Annotated in this window: 16 protein-coding genes; 9 read left to right on the top strand and 7 right to left on the bottom strand. The window is 62.1% G+C overall.

Annotated elements, in window-relative coordinates; genetic code table 11:
* Positions 1-6: 6 nt before the first annotated feature.
* From OVO38_RS08945 to OVO38_RS08925, 5 genes are all read right to left on the bottom strand, one after another.
* Entirely contained in the window at positions 7-801 is a 795-nt protein-coding gene (locus OVO38_RS08945) for an ABC transporter permease (RefSeq protein ID WP_038592731.1), read from the bottom strand.
* Complete coding sequence (locus tag OVO38_RS08940; protein WP_095537489.1) at positions 782-1,681, bottom strand: ABC transporter ATP-binding protein; 900 nt, start codon at positions 1,679-1,681, stop codon at positions 782-784. Before OVO38_RS08940 ends, OVO38_RS08945 begins: the two co-directional genes overlap by 20 nt.
* A 75-nt stretch (positions 1,682-1,756) precedes the next feature.
* Entirely contained in the window at positions 1,757-2,221 is a 465-nt protein-coding gene (locus OVO38_RS08935; protein ID WP_133064030.1) for a hypothetical protein, read from the bottom strand.
* Entirely contained in the window at positions 2,218-2,637 is a 420-nt protein-coding gene (locus OVO38_RS08930; RefSeq protein WP_133064031.1) for a hypothetical protein, read from the bottom strand. Before OVO38_RS08930 ends, OVO38_RS08935 begins: the two co-directional genes overlap by 4 nt.
* Before the next feature lie 17 nt (positions 2,638-2,654).
* Positions 2,655-3,053: a hypothetical protein gene (locus OVO38_RS08925; RefSeq protein ID WP_267208293.1), complete on the bottom strand. Its 399-nt coding sequence runs from the start codon at positions 3,051-3,053 to the stop codon at positions 2,655-2,657.
* Positions 3,054-3,313: 260 nt separating this feature from the next.
* Here OVO38_RS08925 and OVO38_RS08920 point away from each other — a divergent pair, with 260 nt between their 5' ends.
* Together OVO38_RS08920 and OVO38_RS08915 are read left to right on the top strand one after the other, a co-directional pair.
* On the top strand, positions 3,314-4,462 hold the full coding sequence (locus tag OVO38_RS08920) for a sensor histidine kinase (RefSeq protein WP_095537493.1): 1,149 nt from the start codon (positions 3,314-3,316) through the stop codon (positions 4,460-4,462).
* A 12-nt stretch (positions 4,463-4,474) separates the two neighbouring features.
* Positions 4,475-5,125, top strand: coding sequence for a response regulator (locus OVO38_RS08915; RefSeq protein ID WP_095537494.1), 651 nt, complete (start codon positions 4,475-4,477; stop codon positions 5,123-5,125).
* Between the two features lie 290 nt (positions 5,126-5,415).
* On the opposite strand, the gene OVO38_RS08910 is transcribed toward OVO38_RS08915, so the two are convergent.
* A complete protein-coding gene (locus OVO38_RS08910) occupies positions 5,416-6,792 on the bottom strand; it encodes an FAD-dependent oxidoreductase (RefSeq protein ID WP_095537495.1) in 1,377 nt (458 codons plus the stop codon).
* Positions 6,793-7,075: 283 nt separating this feature from the next.
* Here OVO38_RS08910 and OVO38_RS08905 point away from each other — a divergent pair, with 283 nt between their 5' ends.
* The 7 genes from OVO38_RS08905 to OVO38_RS08875 are packed head-to-tail and all read left to right on the top strand — an operon-like array spanning position 7,076 to position 13,685.
* Positions 7,076-8,749 carry a nitrite/sulfite reductase gene (locus OVO38_RS08905; protein ID WP_267208292.1) on the top strand — a complete coding sequence of 558 codons (1,674 nt, stop codon included), beginning with the start codon at positions 7,076-7,078 and terminating at the stop codon, positions 8,747-8,749.
* On the top strand, positions 8,746-9,012 hold the full coding sequence (locus OVO38_RS08900) for a hypothetical protein (RefSeq protein ID WP_267208291.1): 267 nt from the start codon (positions 8,746-8,748) through the stop codon (positions 9,010-9,012). Before OVO38_RS08905 ends, OVO38_RS08900 begins: the two co-directional genes overlap by 4 nt.
* Positions 9,009-9,791 (top strand): phosphoadenylyl-sulfate reductase, encoded by a 783-nt coding sequence (locus OVO38_RS08895; protein WP_267208290.1) that lies wholly within the window; start codon positions 9,009-9,011, stop codon positions 9,789-9,791. Before OVO38_RS08900 ends, OVO38_RS08895 begins: the two co-directional genes overlap by 4 nt.
* A gap of 36 nt (positions 9,792-9,827) precedes the next feature.
* The gene (gene cysD / locus OVO38_RS08890; protein WP_095547863.1) at positions 9,828-10,760 is read left to right on the top strand and encodes a sulfate adenylyltransferase subunit CysD; all 933 of its coding nucleotides are present in this window, start codon (positions 9,828-9,830) and stop codon (positions 10,758-10,760) included.
* Complete coding sequence (locus OVO38_RS08885) at positions 10,760-12,049, top strand: sulfate adenylyltransferase subunit 1 (RefSeq protein WP_267208289.1); 1,290 nt, start codon at positions 10,760-10,762, stop codon at positions 12,047-12,049. Before cysD ends, OVO38_RS08885 begins: the two co-directional genes overlap by 1 nt.
* Before the next feature lie 12 nt (positions 12,050-12,061).
* Positions 12,062-12,751, top strand: coding sequence for a sirohydrochlorin chelatase (locus tag OVO38_RS08880; protein WP_267208288.1), 690 nt, complete (start codon positions 12,062-12,064; stop codon positions 12,749-12,751).
* On the top strand, positions 12,744-13,685 hold the full coding sequence (locus OVO38_RS08875; RefSeq protein ID WP_267208287.1) for a sulfite exporter TauE/SafE family protein: 942 nt from the start codon (positions 12,744-12,746) through the stop codon (positions 13,683-13,685). The genes OVO38_RS08880 and OVO38_RS08875 overlap by 8 nt, the downstream gene beginning before the upstream one ends.
* A 3-nt stretch (positions 13,686-13,688) precedes the next feature.
* On the opposite strand, the gene OVO38_RS08870 is transcribed toward OVO38_RS08875, so the two are convergent.
* Complete coding sequence (locus OVO38_RS08870; RefSeq protein WP_095546646.1) at positions 13,689-14,213, bottom strand: type 1 glutamine amidotransferase domain-containing protein; 525 nt, start codon at positions 14,211-14,213, stop codon at positions 13,689-13,691.
* Positions 14,214-14,225 lie beyond the last annotated feature (12 nt).

Genomic DNA, 14,225 nt, shown 5'->3' with positions numbered 1-14,225 from the left:
ACGGTCTTACCTCGCAGCTCGATCACGCTGCGTGCCAACCACGGCAGTGACCAGAGCCAAAAGCGCCAGAACCATAGTTGGGAAAGCGAATCGTCTCTCGGGCTCAAGGTCCACCCACTTTCCAAGCGAAACGTGAGGCAACCAGTTCGAAGCACGTTCGGACAGCATTGAGGCTAGCAGGGGTTCTGCAACAACGAAGTAAGCTACGAGTGCAACCAAAACGACGACCCACCGTCTTAGCAGTGTTGCTGCCGCAAATGCGATCACGGCAACGGTGGCGTAGAGAATGGATCCGCCCAGGATGACGGTACCAAGGGGCGCTTCGGGGGTGAGGCTTGGTACTTCGGCTTGCCTCAAACCTGTCGTCAACCCGGCGATCGATAATGCGGTTAGGATTGCTCCGGTTATTAACGACAAAAGTACCAGAGATAGCGCCCGAACGGCGAAGATCGTTCTCAAACGCCGCGCCGCGACCGCAATATTGAGCAGAGCGCCCGATGAGAGCTCGCTTCCAGCGAAAAGAACGCCGTGGAGTGAAGCGGCAAGTGGCGCTAGTAGATAGATCGAGGTTGCGGCGAGATCCAGCTTCTCCGGATCTTCTGAGTCGGGCCCGAGTGCTGCCGTGGTGTCGATCGAGACCGCACCGGCATCTGAGGAGGCCCCGCTTGATGCCATGACTGCGGCGTATGACAACAGTGCGGTTAGTAACGGCACAACTACGAGTAGAGCAAAGACTCCCGGATGAAGTATCCACCTTCTGGTTTCGACTTTGACCACCGTCTTACGGTCTGCCGTGTGCATGAAACTGATCCTCCAAAGTGTGCTTCTTCGTCTCCAGATTCAAGACCGGAATGGAGTGCTCCTCCATTAGGGTCCGTAGGGTTTCGACATTCTGATCGTCCACCTCCAGCACGCCAGGGCTGTGCGAGCCAGTTCGGACACGCCGATGATCAATGATGGAACTGATCGCCTCACTCAGTTCCGGCGGATAATGTACTAAGAAAGTTTTCGCTTCCCCCACGTAGCTAGCGAGCTCACCAGCAAAAATCATTCTTCCGCGTTCTAGGTGGATGATGTGGGAGCAAAGGGTTTGAATTTCATTGAGGTCGTGGCTTGAGATTAAGACAGTGCGTTCGTCAGTTGGTAACTGCTCTATGAGGTTTCGCATAAGCAGGCGCCCCTGGGGATCTAAACCGTTCATTGGTTCGTCAAGAATGGTCAGGAGTGAACCATTAATCAAAGCAGCACCAATTTGCACCCGTTGACGGTTTCCAAACGATAGCGTCCGAACTTTTCTCGACGAATACTCACCCAACGACAGGGATTTAATCACGTCCTTGACTTCCTCGTCCGTTCGCCCAGTCAGTTGACCAAGGTATGTCAAAGTTCGTTTGACTGACCAGCGCGGCCAAAGCGCCATTGCGTCGATTGCAGCTCCAGTCCCGCTCCCTATAGTTTCGCTGGAGGCGAGGTTTTTCCCGAAGAACTCGATTTCCCCGTGGGAAGGGCGTTCGACTCCGGCAATAAGGCGTAGAAGTGTGGACTTTCCGCTACCGTTCGACCCCACAAGACCCACTACTGTCCCTGCGGGGACCTCTACATTGATGTCATCGAGTGCGAGAGTCGAACCATACCTCTTGCTAAGATTAGAAAGTTTTACAGCGACTTGAGGTGTTTTCATCTAAGTACCATTCGTAGGCAAGTAGCCCCGCTTGTAATCGGGGCTACTTCGTAGGTGGTTAGGGCGCAACTTTAGCTAGTTGCCGTAGCTGGCGCAGACGTAGAAACCGATGCTGATGCAGCCTCCCATTCGCGGATCAAGTTCCGGTCGAACCTTGAGCAGGGGACCCTCAGCCTCACGACCATCTTCGGGTAGCTCGAATTCGCGCGTTGTGAATCGCAGTCCGTCAGGAACTGGCACTCCGCGCTCTCGCAAAGTCTCGAGATTGGCGGTCTTTGCAGTAAGCTCCTTCCTTTTCGCATGGGTGGGGAGCTGAGCGACATCGTTGATGTAGCCGATGAACCCATCAGAAGCGATAACTTCGATGAAGTCATCGATTTGCTTCGTGATCGTTTCCTTGTTGATGCGAAGCTCTACCTCGGCGATCTCGCTGTCGATCTTGTTGAACGTGGTATTTACGGACATGGTGAAGTATTTACGGACATGGTGAATCCTTTCTGGTATTGCAATGATTTGCTTGGGGTGAACAAAGGGAGTCATCCGATGTTGGCGAACGAGCGAATTTTCTCGAGCCAGGACTTATTGTCGTTAGTTCCACTGACGAGTCTGAAGTTCACTAGAAGTGAGATTCTGTCTCCGTTAGTGAGATAGAGGTTCAGGGGCTTACCAAGATCCCTAACGAATCCGAGAGAGGGAAATCCGCCTCGGCTACCGCCCGCTGTGAAGCGCCCATACTCGGGTGTGAACTCGACGTCAACATCCTGGATATCAGTGGGCCACAGAGTCAGCCAGTCACCAAGGACCAATTTCTTCTCGTTGAGAAAGATTTCGCCTTGGTGCGGAAAAAGAGCCGCCTGATTCGCAAGCCCGAACAGTCGTCGACCAGCATCATTCGACTCGAGCTCAGTTTTAGTTGCGCCGTGAAAACTGGCTCTATCCGTGAATTTCTTAGTCACTTCCACAGGTGCACCTCTTAAGCTAGTGCCGCGTCGCTGTCGAACGTGTAGGTCACTTTCCTGACCCCGTCTGACAAGAGTTTCGCCACGCAAAACAGAGTGGGTCGGCCGTCGCCAAACCGCGAACGTTGGATCTTCAGGCCCTCAGGCACATGGATACCTCGATCTTCTAACTCATCTTCGTCGAGGATCGTGCCTCGAACGAACTCGTCGCGTTCCTGAACCGGTAGCGCATACAGTTCTTGCAGCATCGCGACAAACTCGTCCCCGGTCACAAAATCTCTGATCTCGAGAAGCCCCTGCTTTGCTTCCTGTCGGACCATCTCCTGGCTCAATGGGAGCATTGGAGCGTCTTCCTCGATTACCGGGTAGTCGATCCGCTCCATTTCGAACGGGGCAACGTTTTCCTTGTCCAACGTGTACTCCTTTCTATTTCCGATGACTTCAGTGGGGAGGGCGACCGTTTGACCGCCATCCTCAGTTTAAATTACCGGGTCCGATCCGGGTATCGGCCAACTGGACATTTAAAAATTTGGCCAAGTAGCTATGAATCCTCAGTTGCCCGAGTGTGTGTTGACGAGCTAGAATTGCGCAATGTTCCGCCTGTTTCTTGCTGGTCAAGGATCTTTGCGACTAAAAGGGGGCGTCACTTTGGAGCGCGTAGTCTCAGATTCGGGTGACGGTCCCTTTTGGGGGTCAGACGTGGAGCGACCTCATCTACCTTGCGTCAATCTGCCTGATCGGTTTCGTCTCACTGAGCGGAGCTAGCGAGCAAAGTCGGGTGGCGTTAATAGCGCTAATCGCATTGATGATCGCGCTGCAATTTCAACGCAAACGACATCCCTTTCTGGTTCTTTTTCCGCCAGCAGTTTGTGCTCTTTTTGCAACTAACGTCTTCTTTCTTCCGACCGTGTTCAACTTGGCACTGCGTAAGCGAGGATGGGGCAGTTTCGCGGCTGTGGTCGCTGCCTTCGTCCTCTGCCGAGTCGGGTGGTCGGAGAAGGAAACGATCGTCACTGTTCAGGCGGGTGAGAAGGAAACCAATGATCCAACTATTGCCTGGCTGGTTGAAGGCACGGTTCTCGTCATTGTGCCGTTCCTGGCTGGGCTGGTTATTTCCTACAATAGAAATCTGGTTGAGTCGTACCGGGTGATTGCGCAGCATAAAGAGCTAGAGCGGCAAAGGGTGGCTACAGAGGCCGTCCTCAGGGAGCGAGCCCGGATCGCCAATGAAGCGCACGATCATGTTGGCCATAAGCTAGCGTTGTTGTCACTGCAAGCGGGTGGCCTCGAGGTCAACTCCGAAGCTGGCCCCGACGTGATCAAGGAGAACGCTCAATTGATACGAGAGACCGCGGTAGAGACGTTAGCGGACCTCAGAGTTCTTATTGACCGCTTGGACGATGCGTCGGCTTTCCAGGCCCCCGAAGATTTAGCTGCGATCGTGGCTGAAAATCGGAGAAGCGGGGCCGACATTACGCTGAACACTAGATCGCTTCGCCAGGTGGATGAAATGCCACGGGAAATGCGCCAGCTCGTCTCGCAAGTAGTTCGAGAGGCTCTAGCCAATGCTAGTGTTCATGCTCCACAAAGCCCGATTTCTGTTGAACTGAGTGGCAGTGAAGGAGGCGAATTACAAATCTATATCCAGAACTCCGTGCGTGAGGTTGAATCGGGAGATCTAGTTAAGAAGCGCCGTGGGACGGGTTTGAAACGGGTAGAACGGCGAGTAAGCAAGTTCGGTGGCGTTGTGCGGTTTGGAGAACGGTCCGGTCGCTTTGAACTACACGTTATAGTCCCTTGGCCCAAATCGGTGATCGCGTAGGGAAACCATCGGATGATACGTGTGTACCTAGTGGATGATGATCCGATGGTTCGCCGGGGCTTGAAGTTCATACTCCAAGCGACCGACGATATCGAAGTTGTCGGCGAAGCAGGAAGCGGTGCTGAGGCTATTGATCAGCTTCCGAGTCTGCGTCCCGACGTGGTTGTTCTGGACGTCCGGATGCCAAACGTTGCAGGCCTTCAAGTTGCCGAATCGATTCTCAAGACTGGGCATAGCCAAGCAATATTGATGATGACTGCATTCGATAACGAATCGACCGTCATGGAGGTCCTTGAGGCCGGTGCTATCGGGTTCCTATTGAAAGACGCGCCTCCTGAATCCGTAATCCAAGCAATTAGGGACACCTCCGCTGGCAAGGTCACTCTTTCCCCTCGTCATACTCGCATCCTGCTTGACGCGTACACCCGGGACGGCCAGGTTAATCGGCGGGTTCAAGCTCAACAGGCCCTAGCGGGCCTTAGCGAAAGGGAAACGGAAATAGCGATCTTAGTTGCACAGAGCTTAACTAATCAGGAGATAGCGAGAGCGATGTTGTTATCAACCGCTACGGTCAAAACCCACTTGACGAAGATTTTTGATGAACTCGGAATCAATAACCGCGTTCAACTGGCACTCTTGGTGAGGGAAGCTGAGCTTATCTGAAGTGCGGCCCTATCCACATTCCTCGGCCTCTGGACTTCTGCTACTTTGTGCAGATCCCCCAGGTTGGGTATTCGCAGCTGACCTCGGGCTTGAGATCCGAAACCGATCCTGAGAAGGGCGCGGCCGGCCAGTACTGCTTGGAATACCTGCCGAGCAGACGGATGAGAAGCATTTGGGCCCCTTGCGCGCGGAAACGACAACGGCGAATAGAAACGGTGCAATGCTAGCACCGGATCAGGCGGGGCCTTGTACCTCAAGGGGCCGGCACTCGCCGGCCCTCCCAGAGATACCTAGGGCACCTGCGGCACGTTGCGGGCGTGCTCGACCATTTCCTCCCACTCGACGATCTTCTTGCGCTCGCGCGGCAGGGCAGACTGCTCGCCCAGTTTGCGCTCGGCCTCGTCCAGTCGGTACCAGCCGTCCCAGGTGGTGTAGGGGATGTTGCGCTCGTCGAGCAGCTCGAGGATCTCGTCCGGGCCGGTGTGCGACGGGGTGGCCAGCTTGCCGGCGTCCGCGTCGGCGATGAGCATGTCGGTGGTTTCCTTCGCGTCGGACTTGGTGTTGCCGATCAGGCCGATCGGGCCGCGCTTGATCCAGCCGGTGACGTAGAGCTTGTCCTCAAAGCCGGCGCCGTCCTCGATGGTCTCCAGGACGTGGCCGCCGTCGTTCGGGATGACGTTGCGCTCCACGTCGAAGGGCACGCCGTCGACGGGCTCGGAGCGGTAGCCCACCGCGTGGTAGACCTGCTGGACTGGCCAGTCGGTGAACTTGCCGGTGCCCGTGATGCCGCCATTGCCGTCCAGCTCCTGGCGCTCGGTGCGGAGGCCGGTGATGGCGCCGGAGTCGTCGGTAAGCACCTCGACCGGCTCCTCGAAGAAGTGGATGTAGATCTTGTGCGGCGCGTCGTCCGGCTCGCGCATGGCGTACTGCTCCAGGACCTGGCAGTTCAGGTCGACGGACTTGTCGGCGCGGCGGACTTCTTCGCTGGTGGCGTCATAATCAATGTCCTCCGGGTCGACGAGCACCTGGATGGTGTCGGAGAGGTCCATCTCGCGCAGCTCCTTCGGGGTGAACTTGGCCTGCGCGGGGCCACGGCGGCCGAACATGTGGACCGTCTCCGCCTTGTTGTTCTTCAGGGACTCGTACACGTTGTCCGGGATCTCGGTGACCAGGAGCTCGTCGCCGGTCTTGGCCAGGATGCGGGAGATGTCGAGTGCGACGTTGCCCACGCCGATGACGGCGACCTCGCGGGCGTCCAGGTTCCAGTCGCGCTCGAAGCGGGGGTTGCCGTCGTAGAAGCCGACGAACTCGCCGGCGCCGATGGACTTCTCGCCGCCCGGGATGCGCAGCTCGCGATCGCGCACGGCGCCGGTGGAGATCACGACGGCGTCGTAGTAGTCGCGCAGCTCATCAATGGTGATGTCGCGGCCGATGGTGATGTTACCCAGCAGGCGCAGGTGCGGCTTGTCCAGCACCTTGTGCAGGGACTTCACAATGCCCTTGATACGCGGGTGGTCGGGCGCGACGCCGTAACGGATCAGCCCGAAGGGGGCGGGCATCTGCTCGAAGAGGTCGACGTGGATGTCGTGCTCATCGTTGCGGAGGAGGAGGTCGGAGGCGTAAATGCCGGCGGGGCCGGCGCCGACGACGGCGACGCGCAAACTCATTGAGGGTGTCCTTTCAAGGTAGGGAACCGTTAATATTGGACCAATATAGCGTATAGACAGCTTGGTCTAAAAATGGGTTGGTGTCAAGGGGTGCGGGGGCGGCGTGGCGTCGATAAGCGAACCGCTCGGTGCGATTTGGAAAACATTCAGGAAAAAACCTCTGGATGAGATGGCAAAAGGAAATAGTACTTGCCGTAGACCGCTCAGTACGGCAAACTCGACCGCACGGAAATTTAGTGCCGCACACCATAGACCGTTCGGTCTGTGCAGTAAGGAGGAAGGCATGCCAGCATCGACGGCGACCCGCGCCGAGAAGGAGCGCACGAAGAAGCCAGAGGGGCAGTGGCTTATCGACGGCACCGAGCCCCTCAACCACGACGAGGAGCTCAAGCAGCGTGAACCCGTCCTGGAGGTCAAGCAGCGCGTCATTGACACCTACGCCAAGGGCGGGTTTGACTCGGTCGACCGCGAGGACCTGTACCCGCGCTTCAAGTGGCTCGGCCTGTACACGCAGCGCAAGCAGAACCTCGGCGGCGAGCACACCGGCGAGGACAACTCGGTGCTGGAGGACAAGTACTTCATGATGCGCATCCGCTTCGACGGCGGCATCTGCTCCACCGAGCAGGCCCGCGTGGTCGGCGAGATCTCGCGCGATTACGCGCGCTCCACCGTGGACCTCACCGATCGGCAGAACATCCAGCTGCACTGGGTGCGCATCGAGGATGTGCCGACTATCTGGGAGAAGCTCGAGTCCGTTGGACTGAACACGTGGGACGCCTGCGGCGACGTGCCGCGCGTGGTCCTGGGCTCGCCGGTCGCGGGCATTGCCAAGGACGAGATCATCGACGCCACCCCGGCGATCCGCAAGATCCAGGAGATCGTCACCAACGAGGAGTTCCAGAACCTCCCGCGCAAGTTCAAGACCGCCATCTCCGGCAACGCGCGCCAGGACGTCGTCCATGAGATCAACGACCTCGCCTTCATCGGCGTCGAGCACCCGGAGCTCGGCCCCGGCTTCGAGTGCTACGTCGGCGGCGGCCTGTCCACCAACCCGATGCTCGCGCAGTCCCTCGGCGCCTTTGTCGCCCTCGAGCAGGTCCCCGAGGTGTGGGCCGGCGTGGTTCGAATCTTCCGTGATTACGGCTACCGACGCCTCCGCAACCGCGCCCGCCTGAAGTTCCTGGTGGCCAAGTGGGGCGTGTCCAAGTTCCGCGAGGTCCTGGAGAACGAGTACCTGGGCTACGCGCTTCCCGACGGCCCGAAGGCGCCGACCAACCTCATCGACCGCGACCACATCGGCGTGCACGAGCAGCGCGACGGCAACGTCTACGTCGGCGTCAAGCCCACCCTGGGCCACATGTCCGGCGAGCAGCTCATCGAGATCGCCGAGCTGGTCGAGCGCTACGGCTCCACCTCCATGCGCTTCACTCCGTTCAAGGAGCTGCTCGTGCTCAACATCGACCCGGCGCGCGTCGAGACGCTGCAGGCGGACCTGGAAAACCTGGGCCTGTACTCCAAGCCCAGCGAGTTCCGCCGCGGCCTGCTCTCCTGCACCGGGCTGGAGTACTGCAAGCTCGCGCACGTGACCACCAAGTCTCGCGCCATCGAGCTTGCAGACGAGCTGGAGGAGCGCTTCGGCGACCTGGACAGCCCGATCACCATCTCGCTCAACGGCTGCCCCAACGCCTGCGCTCGCCACCACGTCTCCGACATCGGCCTGAAGGGCCAGACGGTGACCAACGCGGACGGCGAGCGCGTCGAGGGCTTCCAGGTGCACCTGGGCGGCACCGTCGGCGAGGGCGCGAACTTTGGCCGCAAGCTGCGCGGCCACAAGGTGGCGTCGACCGAGCTCACCGAGTACGTCACCCGCGTCGTGCAGAACTACGTGGACAACCGCGAAGAGGGCGAACTCTTCCGCGAGTACCTGCTGCGGGCCGACGAGGAGCAGCTGCGATGAGCTTTCGTCGCCAGCCGAACCCGAACCGCAACCACCCGACCTTCTGCGCATATTGCTCGGGCGAGGGGCTGTGGCCGGATGAGGAGACCGAGTTCGCATGGAAGTGCGATGCCTGCCTGCGTATCTTCGAGGTGAAGTTCTACGGGCAGGACGACCCGGACCACGTCCCCGCGCCCGCGCCGTCCACCCCGCAGGCACTGCAAGATTCACTCGCTCGCCACGGGCACACCGCGGTGGCGCGCAACACTGGAGGCACGAAATGATCAACCTTTTGCAGGGCGACAGCTCGCAGTACAAAAACCCCGAGGTCAGCCCCGACGGCCCGACCACGACCGCACCGCTCGACGAGGCTACCGCCGCGCGCAACGCCGAGCTCGTGGACAAGTACGCCGCATCGCTTTACGACGCCACCGCGGCCGACATCCTCACCTGGGCCCACGAACACGCGCCGGGCCCGCTCGTAGTCACGCTGTCCATGGAAAACACGGTCCTGGCGGAGCTGTCCAAGCAGTTCCTGCCGGGCGCCGACTTCCTCTTCCTGGACACCGAGTACCACTTCGCGGAGACCCTCGAGGTGGCGGACAAGGTGGAGCAGCGCTACCCGGACAACCGCCTGGTCCGTGCGACCGCGCAGCTGAGCCGCGCCGAGCAGGACGAGGTGTACGGGCCGAACCTGTACCGCCGGAACCCCACCGCCTGCTGCCGGATGCGCAAGGTGGAGCCGCTGGCGGTGCACATGAGCCCCTACGTCGGCTGGATCACCGGCGTGCGCCGCGACGACGGCCCGACCCGCGCCGAGGCGCCCGCGCTGAGCCTGGACAAGACGGGCCGGCTGAAGATTTCGCCGCTGGTGACCTGGACGCTGGAGGACACCGACGCCTACATCGCCGACAATGACCTGATTGTCCACCCGCTGACCACTCAGGGCTACCCCTCGATCGGCTGCGAGACCTGTACGCTCCCGGTGGCCGAGGGCGAGGACCCCCGCTCGGGACGCTGGGCGTTTGCGCAGAAGACCGAGTGCGGCCTGCACACTGACTAGATCGCTGGAACCTGGGACAAGGAGTAGAAGGACCACATGACTGTTGCAACGAACGGGGAGCGCGCCGGCAGCGGTGCGCTCTCACCGCACCTGAAAGAGCTGGAAGACGAGTCGATCCACATCCTGCGGGAGGTCGCTGGCCAATTCGACAAGGTTGGCCTGCTGTTCTCCGGCGGCAAGGACTCCTGCGTCGTCCTGGAGCTGGCGCTGCGCGCCTTCGCGCCGGCGACGGCGCCGATCGAGCTGCTGCACGTGGACACGGGCCACAACTTCCCGGAGGTGCTGGAGTTCCGTGACAGGGTCGTCGAAAAGCATGGGCTCCGCCTGCGCGTGGCCAAGGTGCAGGACTGGATCGACCGCGGTGACCTGCAGGAGCGCCCCGACGGGACACGCAACCCGCTGCAGACCGTGCCGCTGGTAGAGACGATCGCCGAGGTGGGCTACAACGCCGTGCTCGGCGGCGCGCGCCGCGACGAGGAGCGCGCCCGCGCGAAGGAGCGCGTCTTCTCCGTGCGCGACTCCTTCGGCGGCTGGGACCCGCGCCGCCAGCGCCCCGAGCTGTGGGACCTGTACAACGGCGCAACCCTGCCCGGCGAAAACGTGCGCGTGTTCCCCATCTCCAACTGGACTGAGGCGGACGTGTGGGAGTACATCGGCGCGCGCGGCATCGAGCTGCCGCCGATCTACTTTGCCCACGACCGTGAGGTGTTCAACCGCGACGGCATGTGGCTCACCGCCGGCGAGTGGGGCGGGCCCCGCGAGGGCGAGACGCTTGAGACGCGCCGCGTGCGCTACCGCACCGTCGGCGACATGAGCTGCACCGGCGCCGTTGACTCCGACGCAACCACGATCGACGAGGTCCTCGCCGAGATCGCCAACTCCACCCTCACCGAGCGCGGCGCAACGCGTGCCGACGACCGCCTGTCCGAGTCCGCCATGGAGGACCGCAAGAAGGAAGGTTACTTCTGATGACTGCCGCTACCGCTACCACCGCCACCGACCTGTTGGCCTCGCGCCAGACGCTGCGCCTGTGCACGGCCGGCTCCGTCGACGACGGCAAGTCCACCTTCGTCGGCCGCCTCCTGCACGACACGAAGTCCGTGCTCGCCGACCAGCTCGCCTCCGTTGAGCAGAGCTCAGCGGACCGCGGCTTCGAGGGCCTGGACCTGAGCCTGCTCGTGGACGGCCTCCGCGCCGAGCGCGAGCAGGGCATCACCATCGACGTGGCCTACCGCTACTTCGCCACCGACAAGCGCACCTTCATCCTCGCCGACACCCCGGGGCATGTGCAGTACACCCGCAACACGGTGACCGGCATGTCCACCTCCCAGGTGGTCGTCCTGCTTGTCGACGCCCGCAACGGCGTCGTCGAGCAGACGATTCGCCACCTCACCGTGGCCAAGCTCCTGGGCGTGCGCACCGTGATCCTCGCGGTGAACAAGATCGACCTGGTCGATTACTTCGAGGACACGTTCACCCAGATCAAGGACACCTTCGAAGCGAAGGCGCACGAGCTGGGCATCGAGCAGCCCATTGTGGTGCCGATCTCCGCGCTCAAGGGCGACAACGTGGCCGAGCGCTCTACCAACATGGACTGGTACACCGGACCGACGGTGCTCGAGGTGCTCGAGGACGTGCCGGTGAACTCCGGCCGCGCCCTTGACCTGGACTTCCGCTTCAACATCCAGTACGTGCTGCGCGAGCACGCCAGCGACTACCGCGCGTACGCGGGCCGCATCAACGCCGGCACCATCCACGTCGGCGACACGGTGACCGCGCCGCAGGGCCGCACCACCACCGTCGCGGGCATCGACACCGCCGACGGCGAGGTGGAGTCCGCCCGCGCGGGCGAGTCCGTCGCGCTGCGGCTTACCGACGAGATCGACCTGGTCCGCGGCGACCTCCTCGCCGCCGGGACGCGCCCGGAACCGGTGCGCGAGTTCACCGCCACCGTGGTCGGCCTCTCGGAGAAGGACGTCACCCCGGGCAAGGCCGTGAAGCTGCGTTACGGGACGGCGCTCGGGCGCGCCCGCGTGGTCAGCGTGGACCGCGTGCTGGACCTGGACTCCGCGGACAAGGATGTCCTCGACCCGGACGCGGTGCGCCTGAACGACATCGCGCACGTGACCATCCAGACCGCCGCCGAGCTCCCGGTGGAGGATTACGCCGCCCGCGGCGCGGTGGGCAACTTCCTGCTCATCGACCAGGCTTCCGGCAACACGCTGGCTGCGGGCCTGGTTGGCACCCGCCTGCGCTAGGAGGATGTCGCCATGGTTGCCCTGCTCACGTTGTCACATGGTTCGCGCCACCCGCGGGCCCGCGAGGGCGTGCGCGCGCTGACCATGGCGGCAGCTCACCAGCTTGGTGTGCGCGGCGTCGACGCCCACCTGGAGTTCGACACGCCGAACCTCGAGGACGCCGCGCGCCTGCTCGCGGCCGAGGGCGCCGACCACGCGATCGTGGTTCCGCTGCTGTTTACCGATGCATTTCACGCCAGCGAGGATGTGCCCGCGCATATGCAGGCAGCCGCCGAGTTCCTCCCACTTACCCGCGCCACCAGCATCGGGTTGGGCGAGGACCTCATCGAGCTGCTCGCCGAGCAGGCGCTTGTCGACGCCCCGCCCCAGGCCCAACTCGTGGTTTACCCAGTCGGCACGTCGAATGCCGCGCAGGCTGCGCGCTATGAAGGGGTGCGGGCGGGCGTCGAGAAGCGAACTGGGCGCCCCACAACCCTCATAGCCGCGACGCGCGGCGGGGCCGAGGCCCTCGCCGAGCTGGCTCGGCAGACCCCCATCCACCTACTCCCACTCTTTGTTTCCAACGGCCTGCTGCTTGATACAGCGACGGCCACGCTGGAGCGATTCCCCGAGGCCACGGCATCGGGACCACTCACCACGGCGCTCGCCGACATTGTGGCTAACCGCTACCGCGCGGCGCTTGAAGGAGCAACCCATGTATAGATTCAGCACACTTCTCCTCATTGCCGTCGCGGGGCTTGCGGCGCAACTTGTCGACGGTGGGCTGGGCATGGGATTCGGCGCCACCTCCACCACCATGCTGGTCATGCTCGCTGGGCTCGGTCCCGCCGGTGCCTCCGCTGTGGTGCACACCGCCGAGCTCGGCACCACCTTGGCATCCGGTGCGGCGCACTGGCGCTTCGGCAACGTGGACTGGAAGGTCGTGGCGTCCATCGGCCTGCCTGGCGCGATCGGCGCTTTTGCTGGCGCCACTGTGCTCTCGAACCTCGCGACCGACGCCGCGCAGCCGGTCATGTCGCTGATCCTGGCGCTCATTGGTCTGAACCTGATGCTCCGATTCTCCCGCGGCATCACCCAACGCAAACTTTCCGCCAAACCACACTCCACCCCGTTCCTGGGCGGGCTAGGAATCTTCGGCGGATTCATAGACGCCACCGGTGGCGGCGGCTGGGGGCCAGTGACCACCTCTACGCTGCTCGCCGCCGGGCGCAGTGAACCACGCCGCATCGTGGGCACCGTCAACACCGCGGAGTTTCTGGTCACCGCCGCCGCGACCGCAGGCTTTGCCATCGGTATGTGGGACGACCTGGTAGCCAACCTCGCGGCCGTAGGTGCGCTGCTCGTCGGTGGGGTGATCGCCGCACCCATCGGGGCGTGGCTGGTCTCGCGCTTGAACCCGATCCTGCTCGGAGGGGTCGTGGGCACGCTCATCGTGGTGTTGAACCTCCCGAGGGTGCTCGCCGCGTTCGACACACCCGACTGGGGTCTCTGGGTCGCGCGCATTGCGGTGCTCGCGGCGGGGGCGGCACTGTCGTGGCGCGGCGCGCGACGGGCGGGGGCGGCGAAAAACAATGAAGCGGGCGCGCCGGTTCCCGTTGAGAAACCGGCAGCGCCCGCTACCGTGCATGCGGCCTAAGGACTACTTGGCAAACTCCTCGACCAGTGCCGCGTTGAATGCCTCGAGGTCGGCCGGGGTGCGCGAGGAGATGAAGCCGGAGTCGACGACGACCTCCTCGTCGACCCAGTTTGCGCCCGCGTTGACCAGGTCGGTCTTCACGTTTGCCACCGAGGTGAGCTTGACGCCCTTGAGCAGGTCGGCGTCGGTAAGAATCCAGCCACCGTGGCAGATCACGCCGATTGCCTTGTCCGCGGCCTTAAGTTCCTTCACCAGTGCGACGGCCGGGGCGTCGACGCGGATCTGGTCGGCGTTGCCGGTACCGCCAGGGAGGATCAGCGCGTCGTAATCGGAGGCGTTGGCCTCGGCGGTGGTGATGTCTACCTTCACGGTCGTGCCGTTCTTGCCGGTAATTTCGCCGGTCTCCGGTGCGATCACGGTGGTGGTCGCGCCGGCGGCCTCGACGGCCTCCTTCGGCGAGGTCAGCTCGGAATCCTCGAAATCGTTGGTTGAGATGATTGCGATGTTCTTGCCGTTCAGGTCAGCCATGTTCATCCTTTG

The sequence above is a fragment of the Corynebacterium sp. Marseille-P8863 genome, assembly GCF_946902955.1.
GTDB lineage: Bacteria > Actinomycetota > Actinomycetes > Mycobacteriales > Mycobacteriaceae > Corynebacterium > Corynebacterium gottingense.
Note: the sequence above shows the minus strand (reverse complement) of the source record. Positions and strands in the feature narration are given on the sequence as shown.

Coding starts and splice junctions, on each gene's coding strand:
- OVO38_RS08880 (WP_267208288.1), top strand. CDS start 12,062: ATGGTTGCCCTGCTCACGTTGTCACATGGTTCGCGCCACCCGCGGGCC.
- OVO38_RS08875 (WP_267208287.1), top strand. CDS start 12,744: ATGTATAGATTCAGCACACTTCTCCTCATTGCCGTCGCGGGGCTTGCG.
- OVO38_RS08900 (WP_267208291.1), top strand. CDS start 8,746: ATGAGCTTTCGTCGCCAGCCGAACCCGAACCGCAACCACCCGACCTTC.
- OVO38_RS08945 (WP_038592731.1), bottom strand. CDS start 801: ATGCACACGGCAGACCGTAAGACGGTGGTCAAAGTCGAAACCAGAAGG.
- OVO38_RS08870 (WP_095546646.1), bottom strand. CDS start 14,213: ATGGCTGACCTGAACGGCAAGAACATCGCAATCATCTCAACCAACGAT.
- cysD (WP_095547863.1), top strand. CDS start 9,828: ATGACTGTTGCAACGAACGGGGAGCGCGCCGGCAGCGGTGCGCTCTCA.
- OVO38_RS08885 (WP_267208289.1), top strand. CDS start 10,760: ATGACTGCCGCTACCGCTACCACCGCCACCGACCTGTTGGCCTCGCGC.
- OVO38_RS08910 (WP_095537495.1), bottom strand. CDS start 6,792: ATGAGTTTGCGCGTCGCCGTCGTCGGCGCCGGCCCCGCCGGCATTTAC.
- OVO38_RS08905 (WP_267208292.1), top strand. CDS start 7,076: ATGCCAGCATCGACGGCGACCCGCGCCGAGAAGGAGCGCACGAAGAAG.
- OVO38_RS08915 (WP_095537494.1), top strand. CDS start 4,475: ATGATACGTGTGTACCTAGTGGATGATGATCCGATGGTTCGCCGGGGC.
- OVO38_RS08935 (WP_133064030.1), bottom strand. CDS start 2,221: ATGACTCCCTTTGTTCACCCCAAGCAAATCATTGCAATACCAGAAAGG.
- OVO38_RS08895 (WP_267208290.1), top strand. CDS start 9,009: ATGATCAACCTTTTGCAGGGCGACAGCTCGCAGTACAAAAACCCCGAG.
- OVO38_RS08940 (WP_095537489.1), bottom strand. CDS start 1,681: ATGAAAACACCTCAAGTCGCTGTAAAACTTTCTAATCTTAGCAAGAGG.